This is a genomic window from Pedobacter sp. UBA5917 (genome assembly GCF_002432345.1).
Classification (GTDB): Bacteria; Bacteroidota; Bacteroidia; order Sphingobacteriales; family Sphingobacteriaceae; genus Pedobacter.
This window is the reverse complement of record NZ_DJDT01000133.1, coordinates 1-19,280: the sequence shown is the minus strand read 5'-3', so window position 1 is coordinate 19,280 and position 19,280 is coordinate 1. Positions and strand designations below refer to the sequence as shown.

Below are 19,280 nucleotides of genomic sequence, written 5' to 3'. Positions count from 1 at the left end.
GTAAATATTTAATGTGAAATCATCATGAATTTTCATTAATTCGAGAGGATTCGTCTCCGCATTTCGTCATCCTTATACGCGATGTCGTCATCCTGAATTTATTTCAGGATCTTTTTATTTGCCTTTTATCCAAGCGCCCAAATATTTTCCCGCTAATTTCGCAGATCGCCACAGAGGCTCTTTTCAGGGCCGAAAACCCTTGTTCCTAAACCCGACAGTAGCGGCAGCCCCCGATTGAAAAAAGGGGCTATAGCGAATGGCGGGACTGCAGGCCTCCAAGAACTACTGCACTTTCATTTTCAACTAGTAATCGTCATCCTGAACTTGTTTCAGGATCTTTTTATACATCTCTCAACAACAAAAAATATCAGCCTGAGCTGGGATCCTTAAAAACCGAGGTAAATCTGTCGGATGGTAACATCTCACAGCACAAAGATTCTTCATTTCATTCAGAATGACAATAAATGGATTACCTTACTTCCTGCATCAACCGCTTAACCAATTGCGAAAACAGGATTAGTGCCAAACCTGCAACTAAAGAGTACAGCGCCAATGCCTTATAACCTTCGGTATAAGCCATTAATTTAGTGGTTAACGAGGCGTTATCAATACTCGACATTTCTGCACCCAATTTACCGGCAGCCAACTGCCCGAAAGCGCTCGATAAGAACCAGAGTCCCATCATCATACCGAACATTTTCTTTGGCGAAAGCTTGGTAATAATCGACATCCCGATAGGGCCAAGACAGAGTTCGCCCAGGGTTAACAGCAAATAAGCAAAGGTGAATACATTTAATGAGCTAATGCCCTGTACGTTGGCGAAGAACCTGGTGGCATAAAAAACATAAAAGCTCAATGCCAGTAAAAGGAAACCGATACCAAATTTTACCACAGTGTTCGGCTCAATTTTGCGCTTGTAAAGGCCTAACCATAAAATACCTACGATAGGGCTAAAAACAATCACGAAAAATGAATTGGCACTGTTGTTAACCACATTCGGATCGATATTGAAAAAGAGGATTTTATGGTCGAGGTTATCTTTGGCAAACAATGATAATGAACCACCACTTTGCTCGGATATGGCCATGAAAATGAAATAGCAAAAGATAAAGACAAAAGCAGCGAGTAATTTATGCTGTGCTTTTTTGTCATTTATGCTAAACGTTTCGTACAGGAAATAAATCATGGCTACAACACCGATCGTATACATGAAATAATCGGTAAAAGCGGTATTTTTTACCATGATATAAATCAATGGGATACACACGATTGAGCCTGCGTAAACGGCAATCTCAGATATTTTTTGCTTTGATTTTTTGAGATGTAATAATGGAGAATTTCCGATCGGGCCCAAATGCTTTTTGGTGAAAATAAATGTTCCCAAACCAAACATCATTACCAGGGCCGCAGATAAGAAACATAAATGCCAGTTGTAATATTTGCCCAGGTAAATGCACATGGCACCGCCTAATAAGCCGCCCACGTTAATACCTGCATAAAAAAGTCCGTAGCCGGCATCCCTTCTGTTATCTTTTTCGTGGTAGAGTTCGCCCACCATCGATGATACATTGGGTTTGAAAAAGCCTGTGCCTATAATGGATAAGGTAATACCAACATAAAACAGATCGTGTGGCGAAAAAGCCAGTACAAGATTACCGATAATCATTAATGAACCGCCCCAAAACAGTGATTTTCTGAAACCCAGAACCTTATCGGCAAAGATACCCCCGATAAAGGTAAATGCATATACAAAAGCCTGGATGGCACCATATTGCAGGTTCGATTTCTGATCGCTCAAACCCAATTGGTCTACCATAAAAAAGGCCAGTACACCACGCATGCCATAAAAACAGAAACGCTCCCACATTTCTACCAGCGACAGATGCCAGAGCTGTTTTGGATATTTTCCCTCAAAATTCTGTATCTGTTCTATTGAAACTGTTTTTTCCATTGAAATTGGTTTAAAAATTAAAAGCCCGATCGGAGCCGGGCTTTCTATGTTGTTGTGTTTTAAATTAATCTAAAATATCCTGGTGCATCATTTTTTGCAGCTTTTTCGTAATAGCGAATAATATTAAAGATGCAATTCCGGCCATTACCACAAACATCATGAAAAATTCGTAAAGCGAATTGATCTGGATGCCCAAAATAGACTGATATTCGAAAGGAATTTTTAAATCTTTCAATTTTGCAAGTTCTGCTGCACTTGGCGTAACCGTTTTCGATAAAATGGGCTGAAGGTTAATTCCTGCATCGGCCGCCTGTTTAATTTCGGCCGTTCCCGGAGGGTATAAACTACTTAAAATACCTGCAAATTTGTTGGCAGCGGCATTGGCCAAAAACCAAACGGCCATTAACAGCGAAGCAAATTTTAAAGGAGCCAGTTTATTAACCAATGATAAACCGATAGGCGACAGGCAAAGCTCGCCACAGGTGTGCAGGGCGTACATACCGATTAACCACATCATGCTTACCTTGGTTGATGAAGCTACATCTTTTACACCAAAGGCAATCCATAAATAACCCAATGCAAGTAAAAATAAACCCAGGGCCATTTTAGTTGGCGAAGCAGGTTCGTTTTTACCCAATTTAATCCATAACCAGGCAAAAATCGGTGCGAACGATACTACGAAAATGGAGTTTAACGAAGCAAAAATACTCGCAGGTACAGTAATGAAACCTAAATCCCGCTGCGTTTGTTCGGCAGCAAAGAATGTTAACGAAGCACCTGCCTGTTCGAAAGCGCTCCAGAAAAAGATGACGAAAAAGGCAACGATAAAAATTACACCTATGCGCTGTTTTTCTACATTGCTTAAGGTTTTATTAGTGAAAATGATAAAAGCAATAAAGAGTACCGATGCTACCAATAAATAGGTTAAAAAACTGAATACTTTTGCATCGATATAAAATAAACCGATCATTAAAGCCGAAAAAGCGGCAAGACCAATACCGATAACCAAAGGGTTTAAAGCTGCTTTAGGGGTTCCTTCGGGTACTAGGCCTAATTCTCTACCATCGGGTGCCACCACATATTTTTTCTGGAAAAAGATCTGTACCAAAACACCTAAAAGCATGGCGATACCACCTGCAAAAAATGCCCATTTATAATCCATTACATTTCCGGTTTCACCCAAAAAACCACATACAATCGGTCCTAATGCACCACCAACATTTATACCCATATAAAAAATGGTATAAGCGGCATCACTTCTTTTATCACCTTTTGGATATAACTGACCAACCAACGAAGAAATATTCGGTTTAAAGAAACCATTTCCGGCAATCATAAATCCAAGTCCTGTAAAAAATAGGAAAGTGGATAAAGATTGATTGGTGTGGAACAATGATGCACAGAAAAAGAGGATAAACTCACCAAGTGCCATCATCAATCCTCCGGTAATGATCGATTTTTTATTTCCCCAGTAACGGTCGGCAATGTAACCACCGATTAAAGGCGTTAAATAAACCAATCCGGTATAACTACCATAAAGGTTAGAGGCGAAAGCTTTATCAAATAGCAGGGCCTTGGTCATAAACAGCACCAGAATGGCCCGCATGCCGTAGTAGTTGAAACGCTCCCACATTTCTGTGGCAAATAATACGTACAAACCCTTAGGATGGCCTTTAGATTGATTTGGTATTGATGTCATATTCAGTGTTTTAGTTTGTTTGTTGTGTTGATAAGATTTTATTTAATGCCATATTCTTTCATGATGTTGTTCAGCCATTTCAGTAATACCAGGCCAATTACGGCCGAAGCCATTAACAGTGAAAAGTTTACCCAGAAGAAATTGGCTTTATCTTCGTAGGTATCCCACAAAGTGGCCAATACGCCCGATAGTTTATTTCCGATAGAGGTAGAAACGAACCATCCGCCCATCATTAAAGAGGTTATCCGTACAGGACTTAATTTAGAAACGAGCGATAAACCCATCGGACTTAAAAACAGCTCGCCTATGGTAATTATACCGTAGGTGCCCATTAGCCAGAGTACCGAAACTTTTTCAGTTCCGTTTTTGCCGATGTATACAGCGGTAACCATTACCAGAACAGAAATGGCCGATATAAACAGTCCGAAAATAATTTTACTTGCAGTGCTCGGTTCTTTCCCTCTACTACGTAACCAGGTGAAAAAGGCTACCACTAAAGGGGTGAGGAGGATTACCCAGGCAGGATTAATGGATTGACTTAAGTTGGTTGCCCATAATTCTACGTCGCCACCTTCCCTGGGTAATTCGGCTGCAGGAATATTTTTGAAATAAACAGGGTAATTATATTCTTTTTGTACAACGCCATCCACTTTTTGTAATCGGAAAGCATGATCGTATTTGGCTACGCTATCTTTTTTATAGATGAGATTCTGTGATAGGCTCAAGCCAGAGAAGGTATTTTTTGCTGTGGTGTTGGTGAGGCTTCTATCGGTATACCGATCAGCCCAGGTGGTTAAAGCGGTACCGTTCTGCTTAAACACGGCCCAGAATAGTATCACCACCACGAAAATGGTTAATAAGGCTGCAATTGGCCGCTTTTCCTGTTTGCTGGCTTTAAAAAATAACGTACTATAAAAATAAATAACCGGGAAACAGGCAAATATAAAGGCATCGGTACTGGTAGAACCTACTAAGGGGTGACCAATTAATTTAGTCGGTAAAATCCACCCGATAACACCTGCAATAATAGAAGGTAAAAGGATAAGCAAACAGATTTTAATAAAAGGCATATCGCCATCTGCCATACCTTTTTTAATATCAAAAGCCCGGTAATGTTTCAATCCTGAAATAAATACCACCACGCCGATAAACATGCCTATGCCGGCCGCAAAAAAAGCATATTCCCAGCCCAGCATAATATATAAAGCGGCACCGAAAAAATTGCAGATAAAGGCGCCCACATTAATGCCCATGTAGAAAATGTTATAACCATCGTCTTTTTTCGCCTGATATTCGGGTGTTGAGTAGATATTCCCCAACAGGGTAGAGATATTGGGTTTAAAAAAGCCGTTGCCCAAAATAACCAGCGTCATGGCCAGATAAAGCATGGGTAGGTTATGCACCCCCATTAAACAATAACCTACGCCCATCATCAAACCGCCGATGATGATGGATTTTGCATAACCCAGGTACCGATCGGCCAATAGGCCACCTAAAAAAGGTGTTAAAAATACCAGTGCGATAAATGTTCCGTATAAATCGGCCGATTCGGCCTCTGTCATTGCAAAACCTGCTTTTACATCCTTTAAATAAAGGGTAAAAATACCGATCATTAAATAGTAACCAAAACGTTCCCACATTTCTGATAAAAAAAGGAATTTTAACCCTTTAGGGTGTTTAGTTTGGTTTGTTGTGGGCATTGATAATAAGTTTTTAAGGCGCAATATAGCGAGTGAAGGCCATTCTGGCAAATTTTTAAGCGCTATAGCAGGTAAATGATTTGTTAAGATCTGTTAAAATCAGAACTTTCTGATGGGTTTTACATTTTTCTTGGGATCGGCATATAGCTCATCGTTTGCATCCGGATCGTTATTAAGGGTAATATCTTCCTGAAGTTTTAATTTACCACCGATAACCTTAAAACCATCAAAAGTGCCGTCCGATCCAAAATATTCAAACTTGTCCTTTATCTCCGGGTCGAAAGATGCCAAATGATCGAATACGATTAAACCTGCTTTCTGATCTGTTTTTAAGGTCATGGCATTCGATTTAGCGTATTCGAAAATCATCCGGTTCTTTCCCTTCAGTTCTTTTCCTTCAAAAACCGGTGCACCAAAAGTAATGTTGTCCTTATCGAAGGAAAGGATTTCGATTACCTTTTTAGTGGTTAGCTGCGTGTTCCCTTTCCAGCCCAGAAGTACATAATAAGGTAGGCGGTTTCCACTGGTTATCGGTACAATCTCATAATAACGTGCCCCGAACCATTTCTGGTTATTGGTAACCATATTGGGGTCGGCAATATTCTCTGTCTGATCAATCAGCGGATAAAGTTTCAGCGGACCGCTTTTGGTGTTCATCTGGATGGCACCATAATAACGGTAAGTACCATTTTCGAGCTGCACATACCAGCTTAAAATCCTGAAAGCCTGATCGGGCGATTTAATTACAGATATGTTTTTAAGCGAATCGAAAGCGAAAGCGTAAGAATTTGGCGTTTTTAAAGCTTCAACCAGTGTTTTTACAAATTTTCCGTTGATTTCCAGTTTTTGGGCATCGCTTTGTGCATCAACTACTTTTGATGATATTTTGCGTAAGGTATCCTGAAAAACGGCCAGTTTATTGGAGCCCTGCTGTGCTTTTAGGTTAAAGCTCAACAGGGCGAGAACCAAAAGTATATTGAATTGGAGAAACTTCATGCTAACCGAAGATAAATAAAATCCGTTGATTATAGTTTTTCGATTACCAATGCGCTTGCACCGCCGCCACCGTTACAAATGCCGGCCACACCGATTTTTCCATCATTTTGGGCGAGTACCGAAAGTAGTGTAACTACAATCCTGGCACCCGAGGCACCAAGTGGGTGACCTAAAGAAACCGCACCGCCATTTACATTTACCTGTTTATCATTTAAGTTTAATAATTGGTTATTCGCTAAAGAAACTACCGAAAAGGCCTCGTTGATCTCAAAAAAATCAACATCTTTAATGTCAATATTTGCTTTATGCAAAGCTAATGGAATTGCTTTAGAAGGTGCTGTGGTAAACCATTCGGGCGCCTGTTGGGCATCAGCATAACTTATAATTTTTGCCAAAGGTTTTATACCCAGTTCTTTTGCCTTATCGGCACTCATTAAAACCAAAGCTGCTGCACCATCATTTAAGGTAGAGGCATTTGCTGCGGTTACGGTTCCGTCTTTTTTGAAAACGGGCTTTAACGAAGGTATTTTATCAAATTTAACGGCTGTTGGTTCATCATCGGTATCGATCAGGGTGATTTCGCCTTTGCGGTCTTTCACTTCTACAGCCACAATTTCAGATGCAAATTTGCCCGAAGTTTGCGCTGCCTGTGCTCTTTTATATGATTCTATTGCGAAATTATCCTGTGCCTCGCGGCTGATGTTGCATTCGCTGGCGCAAAGTTCTGCTGCAGATCCCATGTGGTAATCGTTGTACACATCCCACAAACCATCTTTTACCAGTCCGTCGGTTAACTGTCCGTGCCCTAAACGGTAACCATTTCTGGCTTTATCAAGGTAATAGGGTACATTGCTCATGCTCTCCATCCCACCGGCAACAATTATATCGTTATCGCCATTGGCAATACTCTGGGCGGCAAGCATAATGGCTTTTGTGCCCGATGCACATACTTTATTAATGGTAGTTGCAGGTAAATCAGGCAGGCCGGCAGCTTTTGCAGCCTGTGTAGCTGGTGCCTGACCTAAATTGGCCGACAACACGTTGCCCATATATACTTCCTGGATCTGTTCTGGTTTTAAGCCCGCTTTTTCGATAGCCGCTTTAATGGCAAAACCACCAAGTTGTGGAGCAGAAAATTGAGACAATGAGCCTCCAAAACTGCCAATAGGGGTTCTTACAGCTGATACAATTACAACTTCTTTCATGAGCAAAATTTTTTATGAATTTTTGGTTAGGCCGCTAAGTTAGTTAAACCTTGCAGGTTTTTAAAACGTACAAGATTTAAAATTATTTTTATTTAACGTATAAGTAACCTATGAGGTTTTCAAAACCTCATAGGTTTTATCAAATGGTCAATATTTTTTGGAAATGTGTGGTTCGGTATTTTATGGCTGCCGGCGGTCCTGCTATCCCTCCAAGTCCTTCCCGAATCTTCGGGATGCCTCGCTGCGGTCTTTCCGTTCTATCAGGTTTATGTTACTCAGTTTAGTGCTGCTTGGCTTAGGCTGCTGGGTGCAGAAAATACAAAACCTGCAAGGTTTAAAGTAGAAAAATGCTTGCGCTCGTTTCCAAACGAGTGCATCAATAACTACACGATTTTATCGTTGTAAACGATAAACTATTCAACGCTCGTTAGAAACGAGCGTTAGCATTGGAAATATAAACCTCGCAGGTTTTTAAAGCCTGCGAGGTTTATTTACAAACTTCCGAAGTCTAAAAGGCCCTGTGCGCCGGCTGACTTCGGAAGTTTAACTATTCCTCCTTCGCTTTACCTTTTTTTCTTGATTTTATGGCCTGGGTAAGCAGGAACTCAATCTGTCCGTTGGTGCTGCGAAACTCATCTGCAGCCCAGGTTTCTACTTCTTTTAATAAAGCAGGACTAATTCTTAATACAAAAGCTTTTTTATCTTTCTCCGCCATTCTTATTGTATTGCTTGTATATTATACCTCGTTTTTAAATTAATGAGGAACATTTCGAGATCTTCTATCTTATTTGAGGTAAACAGGAGTTTTTTGCCGTTTTTAAATTCGATTTGCAAACCCCTGTTTTTATCATTTAAAATGAATGCTTTATCTTTAAATTTAAACCAAAGCCGGTTTTTAATGCCGTAACCCCCATATTCTGAAAAGGCATCGAATTTTCTGATGTATGCTTTGTCAATACTCATCCAGCGGAAATAGTTTGGCTTAAAATGGAAAGGGAGATATTTATAGGTAATACCCTCAGTATTTATTTTGAGCGTAAGCTTAATTTGCTGGATCAGGTAAATAATTAAAAATGGAGACAAAACAGCCAATATTGGAGCGAAATACATCTTTTTAAATTCTTCCAAAACCTGGCCGTTTTTATAAAAAATGATCACGGCCAACGTGGGTATTATCGTTGCTGCGGTAATCAGGTATAACCACCATATTTTTAAACTCTGTTTTTCCTCAAATTCCATAACCTAGTTATATAAAGTGCCGGTATTTACCACGGGCTGTACATGTCGGTCGCCACAGAGCACCACCAATAAATTACTTACCATGGCAGCCTTGCGTTCTTCATCCAGTTCTACAATTCCTTTCTGCGATAATTTTTCCAGAGCCATTTCTACCATCCCAACTGCACCTTCTACAATTAATTTACGGGCAGCAATTACAGCGGTAGCCTGCTGGCGCTGCAACATGGCGCTGGCAATTTCGGGCGCATAGGCCAAATGCGAAATCCTGGCTTCCAAAACTTCGATACCCGCCCTTGATAAACGTTCGTTTAGTTCGTTCTCCAATAATTCGCTTACTTTGTCGGCACCATCTTTTAAGGTAATGCTGGTTTCTTCGCCCTCGGCATGATCATAAGGGAAAATATTGGCCAGATGCCTTACCGCCGCCTCGCTCTGGATATTTACATACTGCATGTAATTTTCCACAGAGAAAACAGCTTTTGCGGTTTCGTTTACTTTCCACACTACAACAGCGGCAATTTCGATGGGATTACCCAGTTTATCGTTTACTTTTAACTGCTGTCCGTTTAGGTTGTTTGCCTTTAACGAAAGCCTTCTTTTAGCGGTTAATGGATTTACCCAGAAAAAACCATCGGCCTTTACCGTGCCCAGGTATTTACCGAATAAGGTTAATACCATCGATTGGTTGGGGTTGATGATTAAAAAGCCCGGGAATATTAAAAATATATCAACCGCCAATAAAATTCCTCCCCATAAGAAGATCTCTGAAACAAAACAGAAAATAGATGCCGCCAATAAAACGATGCTTATTGCGAAAGTTAAATACCCAGATGGTGGGCTAATGATTTTTTCCTGATACATAATTGATATTAATTTGATATCATAAAGTAAAATATAAAATCTGGTAATTGCAAACAAAAACGCTAAAATGTATATTAGATAAAAATGTTATTTTTGACAATACAATAATTATATCGTTTTGGCCAAAATCAAGAGAAATTCCCACAAAATCCTTTACCGTAAATATTCATCGAACCTGAAATATGTGATGATGGCCTTTACGGTTTTCATCATTACACTGTTCCTGCCCAAGCAACCGAGATTTAGGTATGAGTTTGAAAAAAATGCGGTATGGAAAAACAAGGATCTGATTTCGCCCTTCAGTTTTGCCATTTTAAAAACCAATCCGCAGGTAAGTACCGATAAAAAGAATGCTTTAAAAGATATTCTGCCGGTTTATCAGTTTGATAAAGGCATTACCGCTACTGCATTGGAAGAATTTGGAAATGAATTTGATATTAAGTGGAAATCGAAACAGCTCGACGATAAAGAAAAGAATACATATAAAGCAGCTGCATACCGTTTGTTGCAGGGTATTTACCAAAAGGGGATTATCGGGTTAAATGTAAAACACCAGGCGGGTGGCAAGAATTATGATTTCTCGCTGCTCGAAAATAATGTGGCACAGGAGAAAAATACACAGGATGTATTTACGGCTGAAACAGCTCTGAACTTTTTTAAAGAAAACTTTAAGGCGCCCAACCCGGTAATGGGCGATTTAGTGGCCAATCTGGCCATTGATCATATTACCCCGAATATTGTATTTGATGAACGCTTAACCCAAACGATACAGGATAACACCATCAATAATATTTCTACCACCAAAGGGATGGTGCAGAAAGGGGAGCTGATTGTTGCCAAGAACGATGTAATTGATGAGGAAATTTATCAGAAACTAGAATCGTACAAGGCTACTTACGATGCGCAGACGAAAACCATTGGCAGCAGGGCACTGGTTTACCTGGGGCAGGTGGTACTGGTCGGTTTTATCCTTACTATATTAATGTCGTTCCTTTTTCTTTTCAGGAAAGATATTTTTGCCGATAACCGTCAGCTTTCACTGATCCTGATTGTAACCACTGGTATGTTGCTGGCCTTAACCTGGGCCATTAAAATAGAAATTCCAAGTTTGTATTACATTCCATTTTGTGTGGTGCCGATTATCATCAGGATTTTGTTTGATACGCGTTTGGCGCTCTACCTGCACATGCTGGTGATTTTGATTGCCGGTTTTTTTGTAGCCAACAGCTTCGAGTTTGTATTTTATCAGGTTACCGCCGGTATGGTGGCCATATTCAGTATTAAAAACTTTGTTAAACGCGAAAGGTTCCTGGTTTCGGCCTTATTTATATTGCTGGCCTATTTTGTTTCGTTTGTAGGAATTGCATTACTCCGCGAGGGATCTTTCCGCGAAATAGAATGGTACAATTTTATTCCTTTTGTTTTTAGCGTACTCTTATCGCTTCTGGCTTATCCATTGATTTATTTATTTGAACGGATTTTCGGTATCACATCGGATGTGGCCCTGATAGAGCTCACCAATACCAATAATAAACTATTGCGGGAGCTTGCTTTTAAAGCGCCTGGAACGTTCCAGCACTCGTTACAGGTGGCCAACCTTGCCGAGGCTGCTATTTTTAAAATAGGTGGTAATTCGGTGCTGGTAAGGGCAGGGGCTTTATACCACGATATAGGTAAGGTAGATAATCCGCAATACTTTATCGAGAACCAGAATACCGCAGTAAGCCCGCACGATAAATTGCCTTACGAGCAGAGCGCACAGATTATTATTCAGCACGTACATAAGGGAATTGAGATTTTAAGGAAGAACCAGATTCCGGAAGCGATTATCGATTTCATCAGAACGCACCATGGAAATACCCGGGTTGATTATTTTTACCAGTCGTTTTTGAAAAATTCTCCCGAAAAATTCGTCGATGAAAACATTTTCCGCTACCCCGGACCCATACCTTTTAGCAAAGAAACCGGGGTGTTAATGTTGGCAGATTCGGTGGAAGCTGCCTCAAGAAGTCTGAAAAATCCCGATGCACAGAACATAAATGACCTGGTTGAACGCATAATTAACTACAAATTGGAACAAAATCAGCTTGATGATTGCGATTTAACGTTAAAAGATATTGAAACTATCAAATTGATATTCAAGACGATGCTGATGAGTATCTATCATGTGCGCATAGATTATCAACAATTATCATAATTTTTTTTTGCAGAATAACTTGTTTTACTATATTTGCAGACCTCAAAACAACGCCGGTAGGGCGGAAAAAGGAGGTTGAAAGGTGAGGTGCCTGAGAGGCCGAAAGGAACAGTTTGCTAAACTGTCGTACTGGTAACGGTACCGCGGGTTCGAATCCCGCCCTCACCGCTGAAATAAAAAAAGTTGGTAAAAAAAATGGAAAACCCAATAAAATCCATATCTTTGCCATCCCTTAGAAATAAGGTTAAATAAAAGATCGATACCAAAGTTCGGGATGTAGCGTAGCCCGGTATCGCGCCACATTTGGGATGTGGAGGTCGTAGGTTCGAATCCTGCCATCCCGACTAAAAGTTTATCCACTTTAAAAACAGGATACAAATAAAAAAAGATCGATACCAAAGTTCGGGATGTAGCGTAGCCCGGTATCGCGCCACATTTGGGATGTGGAGGTCGTAGGTTCGAATCCTGCCATCCCGACGAAAAAAGGATTTAAAATCCGTCAAAAACCCTCTAAATCAATTGATTAGAGGGTTTTTTGTTTTTATCTCATATCAATCTGGTGCTAAAAAAATCAAAGTATTTAGCACCTATTCTAGCACTAAAATCTTATTTCTATCATTGTAAATTTCTGAGTCGCATATTTTTTTCAATCACTAAAAAATATTTTGCACCATTTTGCTATCACTTGGCTTTTTTACTATTTTCCAGGTGCTAGAATAGGTGCTCAGCTTAGGAGGAAATTTTATGAAATCTCAGCACACTTTTGCCCTCTCATTTTATTTAAAGCGGGAAAATGAGGTAAACGGCAAAGCGCCAATTTATGCGAAAATTACCGTCGATGGTAAGTATTTTACAGGGAAATTATTATATTGGGGCCATGACCAAACGCTTTCTCTCCGTTTCTCTGGCTTCTTTAGCTAAGCTGTTCTTTCCGAACCATCCTGTTTCATCCTGGACGCCTATTTTTCTATTTCTTTTGTTGACTAAATTTGTACCGCCAATAGCGTTATCTGATCAATTCCAATCCGATTATCATTAATTGTATGTTTATAAAACGCTCCAGATTGTTTTTTTTTGTTAAAAATCCCACTGCTTTTGCAGCAACGATATTTTTAACAGTTTCGATGTTCAGTTGTAAAGAAAAGGTACTACCACCTGACAATAACCAACCTCCAGACAATAGCCAGCCTACGGCCCAGCTTTCGGTGGTGAGTACCATAGCGGGTAAATATGTTTCGGATGAAATGTTTTTAACCTCGACATCGGGTATGGTGGTTGCAGCTGATGGGAGTATATTCCTCAGCGATATTGTAAAGAATTGTATCCGTAAGATTTCCGTGGATGGAAAAGTGAGTTTGTTTGCAGGTAGCCTTACAGGCGCAGAAGGAATTAGGAACGGTAAAGGCAGTGCAGCGCTTTTCTCCCGTCCCGAGGGTATGGCGTTGGACTTACAGGGCAATATCCTGGTGGCGGATGGTAACTGCATGATCAGGAAGATCGATATGGATGGAAATGTGAGTAGTTTTGCCGGTAACGGTAAAGTTGCCGTGATTGATGGTCCTGCAGCAAGCGCTTCTTTTTCTTCGCCTTATAGTATCGCGGTCAATTCCAAGGGGGAAGTTTATGTCTCGGATTTTAGTAGCGAGATCCGGAAGATTGATTTAAACGGTAATGTAACGACTTTTGCAGGTTCTCTGCAGGGTGGCTATAGGGATGGAAGAGGGACTGCTGCACTTTTTCAGGGATCACTGAGTCTGGCTTTTGATAAGTGGGATGTGTTATATGTAGCTGAGCGGACAAACCAGAGGATAAGAAAGGTAGATGGGAGTGGTCTGGTGTCTACAGTGGCAGGGTCAGGTAATATCGGGAGCGGAAATGGAATGGGGAAGGCTGCATCTTTTAATTTTCCGTCTGGCATTACTTTTGATTCAGCTGGTGATCTATTGGTTGCGGATTCATGGAACCATCTGATCAGAAAGGTTAGTCCCTCTGGGCTTGTGTCAAATTATGTAGGGAGTGGAGTAAAGGGAAATGTGAATGGAAAAGCTGCACTCGCAGCCTTTAGCCATCCTGCGGTTTTGTGCTATGATGCAAAAAAGGGACTTTATGTGGCTGAACCGGAAGCTCATAGGGTAAGGAAAGTTCTGCCTTCAACCGACGTAGTGCCATTGTATGGTGATGTTAGTCCTGTGGATGGTGCGGCACTTGAAGTGTATTTTTCCCGTCCGGAAGGTATTGTTCTGGATAGGCAGGGGAATATCTATGTTTCCGATATGGATAACAATATGATTAGGAGAATCAGTGGTACAGGATATGTGAACGTGTTTGCGGGTAATACAGAAGCTGGCTTCCTGGATGCAGTAGGGGCGAATGCCAGGTTTTCTGCACCAATGGGGCTTGCTATCAATGATAATGGTGAAATCTTTGTAGCAGACAGGAATAATGCCCTGATAAGGAAGATCAGCCCATCGGGAGTAGTGGATAAGGTGCCAGGGGATTACGCCATTACTGTCATTAAACCAAGCGTTGTTGTTCTGGATAAATCAGGTAATATCTATTGCAATGATGTTTCCTATAGCAGTTTATATAAGATTGATAAAAATGGCAGACCCAAGTCATTGGCCCAGTCATGGGGAACTTCTGGCAACGGATGGATGTGGGACCAGCCTTCGGGGATGATTGTTGACGGGCAGGGAAATATATATGTCGCGGATAGCGGAAACAATACCATTTGCAAATCGGTAAATGACGGGGACTATTTTTCTTTGCTGGCCGGGAGAAGGGGGTATGCCAACTATCCGCTGTCAGGTAATACAAATGGGACTTTGGAGTTGGCCACATTCAACAGACCGCGTGGAATTGCCATGGACGGTGCGGGTAATATTTATGTAGCTGATTCGAATAACCACCTGATCCGTAAGATTAGTGCTTCGGGGATGGTGACGACGATTGCAGGTTCCGGCGTGGCAGGTTACTCTGACGGAGTGGCGCTTGCTGCAAAATTCAATCATCCGGGGGCCTTGGCACTGAATTCGGACGGAACGGTATTGTACGTGGCTGATGAAGATAATTATCTGATCAGGAAGATTGTACTCGGAAAGTAGGCTGAAATTATTCTCGATTGAAGCGCATTAATAAAAAAATAAGTTTTTATACCGTGATGGATAACTGAATTGAATCCTCTTTTTGAGGAAGCTGATTTTTGTCTGAAACGAAAGGTTAGGCACGTGGGTACAATGCTGCCAGAAACCAAAATTCCCGACCATCATGATCGGGGATTTTGGAGATTTTTTAAATAACTTCATTATTTTAAGCATCCGGACAGACAAATAATGCCGTGTATGTTACTTTGCAGGCATTTTAAAAGAAGGAGGGATCGAACTTTCGGCCGATGCCCATAATTTATTCGGGCGTTTACCCATGGTGAGCTCCAGTTTTCCGCCTTTCATTAAATCCTCGTGCGAAAACCACGATTTATTCCAAACCTGGCCGTTTAGCTTTGCCGATTGTATATACTTATTTTCAGGTGCATAATTCAAACATGTTATTTCGAATTTCCTGCCATTCCCGATATCCAGTTTTACGTTAGAAAATGTAGGGCTGCCGATAACATACATCGGAATGCCCGGGGTAATTGGATAGAAACCCATTTGCGAAAACACCACAAAAGAGGTTAGCCCTCCGCCATCTTCATCACCTGGAATACCCATCAAATCGTTACGGAACCACTGGGAAAGTAAACTGCGCACACGTTTTTGGGTACGCCATGGTTGGCCGGCATAATTATAAAGATAGGGGATATGCATGGCCGGTTCGTTGCCCATAGAAAACTGTCCAACATTACCGGTATGGTCTGGCAATTGGGAATAAAAATCAAACCTGCTTTTTCCCAACGGCGTATCATACATTTTTTCCAGTTCATCCACAAATGCCTGTTTTCCGCCTATCATATCAACCAGATCGCCTATATTGTGCAACACATCCCAACGGTAAAGCCAGCCGTTGTTTTCATCGTATGTTTCCCTTGCGCCCAATCCACCCGAAAAGCGGTAATCCAAAGGTTGGATAAATTTGCCATCAATGTCTTTAGGATGAAAGAATTTGGTATCTGGATTAAACACGGTGTGGTAGCTTTTACTTTTCTCTAAAAAATATTGAGCTTCATCGGTTTTGCCAAGTTGCTGGGCAATGTTGCCCAGGCACCACTCATCGTAAACCGTACCCAAAGTTACCGCTATGGGTTGGCGCTTTTCGAAACCATGAACCTCTGGTGCGGTTTCTTTTTCTCCGGGAGGCAATGCGGGGAAGTATCCCTTATCTTTAAAAAACTGATCTAAAGCACCTGCTTTTTTTGCCGACCATGGCGACAGTGTTTTTTCAGTGATCCCGGCCTTACAATATTGATATGCTTCTTCGAGGTTAAAACTCCGGAGGCCTTTGTTATAGGCATCAATTATGGTTGCCACGCCATGGTTACTGTTCATCCTGCGGCTATCGCCGGTAACTTCGGGAAAAGTGGGCATCCAATGGTCGTTCATCTGCTGGGCCATGCGGAGGTAAGAATTAATCATATTGCCTTCCATTTTGGGCTCAATGATCACGCGCAGCGGATGTGTTGCCCTGTAGGTATCCCAGATCCAGTCGTCGGTAAAAAAAGGAGTGCCGTTATCATTGTGGACTTTGCCGTCAAAAGCACTAAAATACCGCCCGTCTTCTGATAAACTGATCATGCGCTCGTAGGTGCGGTACAGTGAGGTATAAAAAATGGTTTTGGCCGTTTCATCCGTTCCCTCTACCGCAATTTTTCCAAGGGTTTGGTTCCATATATTTCTGCCGTTTTGAGCCACTTTATCCAGCTCATAATCCTTTATTTCCCTGTTAAGGTTCTGTTTTGCCTGTTCTACACTGATAAATGATATGCCGTAACGGGCCTTGATCTTTTTTGTGCTGGCCGGATATTTTAATGTCAGGTAAGCATTCTGGCCTGAAGTGGACTGATCTTTTGAATCAATTTGACCATTTTTTTGTTTGCCGGCCTCAAGGGGTGATAAATCGGTCTGGAAATAAATATAAACTTTGGTGTTATTGCCCAGTTTCTGAAATCCGCTTACCACATTTTCATTAACCGACAGTTCACCGTTTCTGGTGTTCAGGATCAGGTATGCGGGACCGGATTTTGAAAAGTTGATGTCGTATATTCCCGATTGGTGCGAGGGAGCAAACCGAACATTAATGCCATAGTCGTCCAGATCTACCTCATAATAATAGGGTTTGATGATTTCATTATCATAACCATAGGCCATGGTGGCGCTGGTGTTTTTCAGATCGCCCTGGAAAGGACTCAGGTTAAAGGCAGAACTTCCCCTGTGGCTGGTAATAACCAACGGTAAACCGTTTATGGTATTGGCCGTGAAATTATCCCGTTCGGGGTATACCCTTAACAAACTATTGGGCAAATGTACAGTAGGATAGGTAGGGACAAGCAGATGGCTGATGTTCCCGATATAGGGATTTACGTAATCTACAGGTTGTTTTTTGATCTGGGCATCGGCCGTACCGGTAAAAAACGCGATCGGTATAATGCAGCTTAATAATGTGTAAAAGAATTTTTTCATGTTTTTGCCATAAACCCACAAGTATCATACTTTTTGATTCCGGTTATTTTCACCTATGGGATATTTGATTTGGAAAGCAAGTTAGTAAAACGATTTATTAAAACGAATATGTATCATTTCTTTTAGGTATTTCCTGGATTTAATATCCTGCACTTATTTTTTTCTTAGTTGTGGGTAATGCAGGTTTTTATTGAATCTTTTGATGTTTTTCTTTCAGATTAAGATTGATTTGGTATTTTGCATGCCCAATTAGATAAGGATATGGCTTCAGGTTTTTTTGCTGTTTTAGACGATATAGGTGCTTTAATGGATGATGTTGCGGTAAGTGCAAAACTTGCTGCAAAAAAAACAGCCGGAATATTGGGCGATGATCTTGCCGTTAATGCCGAAAAATCAACAGGTTTCCTCTCATCAAGGGAACTTCCGGTGTTATGGGCGATTACCAAGGGCTCATTCGTGAATAAACTTATTATTGTTCCCATTGCACTGTTGCTGAATGTGTTTTTTCCGGTGGCCATAAAAATAATTCTGGTACTGGGAGGGATATACCTCGCTTATGAAGGGGTTGAAAAGATTGTAGAATATCTTTTTCATCGTTCCGCAGATACCCATCAGGAAACTGCAGAGGTTTTACAGGAGGATAAGGATGCGGAAAAGATAAAGGTTAGATCTGCTATTACTACAGATTTTATTCTTTCTATCGAAATTGTAATCATCGCTCTTGGCAGCGTGCTGGAAGAAAGCATTACCTTACAGATTGTAACTGTTTCGATTATAGCGATTCTGGCCACGGTAGGGGTTTATGGAATTGTGGCCATAATTGTTAGGATGGATGATGCCGGATATAAGCTGATTAAACGTTCGAATGGAAAAGGAGCATTTTCAGCCCTGGGCAGATTACTGGTTTCGTCGCTTCCCATCGTGATAAAAGTTTTAAGCGTGGTGGGAACAATAGCATTGATACTTGTTTCGGGTGGAATTTTCGTACACAATATTGATTTCATGCATCACCTTTTACCTGGTGTGCCTTCGATAATAAAAGAGTTTGGTGCCGGTTTAGTTGCCGGATTATTGGCTGTTGCCTTTGCAATGGCAGCCAAAAAGATCGTTCAGCTTTTTAAGCGTAAAGCCTAATGCAAAACCTGACAGATGCTTTAAAGAATCGGAAAACTGGTTAACTGATAGCCTAAATTCATGACACTGTAGTTTAAACACAAAAAAAGCCTTTAAATCGAAAGATTTAAAGGCTTTTTAATTTTATACGCAAAACTTTTCTGTGCAGCGTATTTTAGCTGATCACCAGCTTACTCTTTAGCTTTTAAAGCTGTATCAATACGGTCGGCAAGATCATCCAAATGGGCTTTTGTTTGTCCGTTGGCATTTGATCCCGCTTTTTTGATTGAAACAGCGAGTGCTTTTAACTCACTTTTAACAACCGAGCTTACATCATTATTGGATGCATTTGCACCAGGACCACTTACAATGGCAATTAGCCTGGCCAGGTAATTTTTTTGCAGGTTGCGGCGGTAAACATCTACCGCTGTATTCGTTTTAAGTTCAGAAAAGACCGAGGCATTTAAATCTGCCATTAAATCGGTGATCTTATAGGCATCGGCTCCGTCAATGGCTTCGGCTGTGATCAGTTTGTTAAGCGTGGCATTGCTTAAAATCTGGTTGATAACCGGTACCTGTAACAAGGTAATCACATAAATGGGATCGCGGCCTGTGTTATCAAGGATGTTTTTATCAAGCAACCAGGTAGGGGTGGTAAAAAGCTGCTGATCAAAAAAAGCCATTGCCTCTCTCTGTTTAACGGC

13 protein-coding genes and 3 tRNA genes are annotated in these 19,280 nt (G+C 41.1%); 6 read left to right on the top strand and 10 right to left on the bottom strand.

From position 1 onward, the window contains the following. Positions 1 to 469: 469 nt before the first annotated feature. From B2V92_RS08105 to B2V92_RS08070, 8 genes are all read right to left on the bottom strand, one after another. Positions 470 to 1,951, bottom strand: coding sequence for a peptide MFS transporter (locus B2V92_RS08105; RefSeq protein ID WP_293306669.1), 1,482 nt, complete (start codon positions 1,949 to 1,951; stop codon positions 470 to 472). Between the two features lie 64 nt (positions 1,952 to 2,015). Next, on the bottom strand, positions 2,016 to 3,650 hold the full coding sequence (locus B2V92_RS08100; RefSeq protein ID WP_293306667.1) for a peptide MFS transporter: 1,635 nt from the start codon (positions 3,648 to 3,650) through the stop codon (positions 2,016 to 2,018). A 38-nt stretch (positions 3,651 to 3,688) separates the two neighbouring features. Next, positions 3,689 to 5,350 carry a peptide MFS transporter gene (locus tag B2V92_RS08095; RefSeq protein ID WP_293306665.1) on the bottom strand — a complete coding sequence of 554 codons (1,662 nt, stop codon included), beginning with the start codon at positions 5,348 to 5,350 and terminating at the stop codon, positions 3,689 to 3,691. Positions 5,351 to 5,449: 99 nt separating this feature from the next. Beyond that, entirely contained in the window at positions 5,450 to 6,346 is an 897-nt protein-coding gene (locus tag B2V92_RS08090) for a hypothetical protein (RefSeq protein ID WP_293306663.1), read from the bottom strand. Positions 6,347 to 6,375: 29 nt separating this feature from the next. Then, the gene (locus B2V92_RS08085) at positions 6,376 to 7,551 is read right to left on the bottom strand and encodes an acetyl-CoA C-acyltransferase (protein WP_293306661.1); all 1,176 of its coding nucleotides are present in this window, start codon (positions 7,549 to 7,551) and stop codon (positions 6,376 to 6,378) included. Between the two features lie 547 nt (positions 7,552 to 8,098). Beyond that, positions 8,099 to 8,266: an Arc family DNA binding domain-containing protein gene (locus B2V92_RS08080; RefSeq protein ID WP_086545783.1), complete on the bottom strand. Its 168-nt coding sequence runs from the start codon at positions 8,264 to 8,266 to the stop codon at positions 8,099 to 8,101. A 2-nt stretch (positions 8,267 to 8,268) separates the two neighbouring features. Next, the gene (locus B2V92_RS08075) at positions 8,269 to 8,790 is read right to left on the bottom strand and encodes a hypothetical protein (RefSeq protein ID WP_293306655.1); all 522 of its coding nucleotides are present in this window, start codon (positions 8,788 to 8,790) and stop codon (positions 8,269 to 8,271) included. A 3-nt stretch (positions 8,791 to 8,793) separates the two neighbouring features. Further along, positions 8,794 to 9,651: an SPFH domain-containing protein gene (locus B2V92_RS08070; protein ID WP_293306653.1), complete on the bottom strand. Its 858-nt coding sequence runs from the start codon at positions 9,649 to 9,651 to the stop codon at positions 8,794 to 8,796. 118 nt (positions 9,652 to 9,769) lie between these two features. Here B2V92_RS08070 and B2V92_RS08065 point away from each other — a divergent pair, with 118 nt between their 5' ends. The 5 genes from B2V92_RS08065 to B2V92_RS08045 all read left to right on the top strand — a co-directional run bounded on the left by B2V92_RS08065 (position 9,770) and on the right by B2V92_RS08045 (position 14,952). Next, positions 9,770 to 11,848 carry an HD family phosphohydrolase gene (locus tag B2V92_RS08065; protein ID WP_414691889.1) on the top strand — a complete coding sequence of 693 codons (2,079 nt, stop codon included), beginning with the start codon at positions 9,770 to 9,772 and terminating at the stop codon, positions 11,846 to 11,848. Between the two features lie 81 nt (positions 11,849 to 11,929). Then, a tRNA-Ser gene (locus B2V92_RS08060) sits at positions 11,930 to 12,016 on the top strand. A gap of 102 nt (positions 12,017 to 12,118) precedes the next feature. Continuing rightward, positions 12,119 to 12,192 (top strand) — tRNA-Pro (locus B2V92_RS08055). A 59-nt stretch (positions 12,193 to 12,251) separates the two neighbouring features. Further along, a tRNA-Pro gene (locus tag B2V92_RS08050) sits at positions 12,252 to 12,325 on the top strand. 587 nt (positions 12,326 to 12,912) lie between these two features. Next, positions 12,913 to 14,952, top strand: a complete 2,040-nt coding sequence (locus B2V92_RS08045) for a hypothetical protein (protein WP_293306651.1) — start codon at positions 12,913 to 12,915, stop codon at positions 14,950 to 14,952. A gap of 240 nt (positions 14,953 to 15,192) precedes the next feature. On the opposite strand, the gene B2V92_RS08040 is transcribed toward B2V92_RS08045, so the two are convergent. Next, positions 15,193 to 17,463 carry a GH92 family glycosyl hydrolase gene (locus tag B2V92_RS08040; RefSeq protein ID WP_293306649.1) on the bottom strand — a complete coding sequence of 757 codons (2,271 nt, stop codon included), beginning with the start codon at positions 17,461 to 17,463 and terminating at the stop codon, positions 15,193 to 15,195. A gap of 261 nt (positions 17,464 to 17,724) precedes the next feature. Here B2V92_RS08040 and B2V92_RS08035 point away from each other — a divergent pair, with 261 nt between their 5' ends. Next, positions 17,725 to 18,597, top strand: a complete 873-nt coding sequence (locus tag B2V92_RS08035; protein WP_293306647.1) for a DUF808 domain-containing protein — start codon at positions 17,725 to 17,727, stop codon at positions 18,595 to 18,597. A gap of 170 nt (positions 18,598 to 18,767) precedes the next feature. Here B2V92_RS08035 and B2V92_RS08030 read toward each other — a convergent pair. Continuing rightward, the coding region (locus tag B2V92_RS08030) for a zinc-dependent metalloprotease (protein ID WP_293306645.1) at positions 18,768 to 19,280 on the bottom strand (513 nt) is incomplete at its 5' end.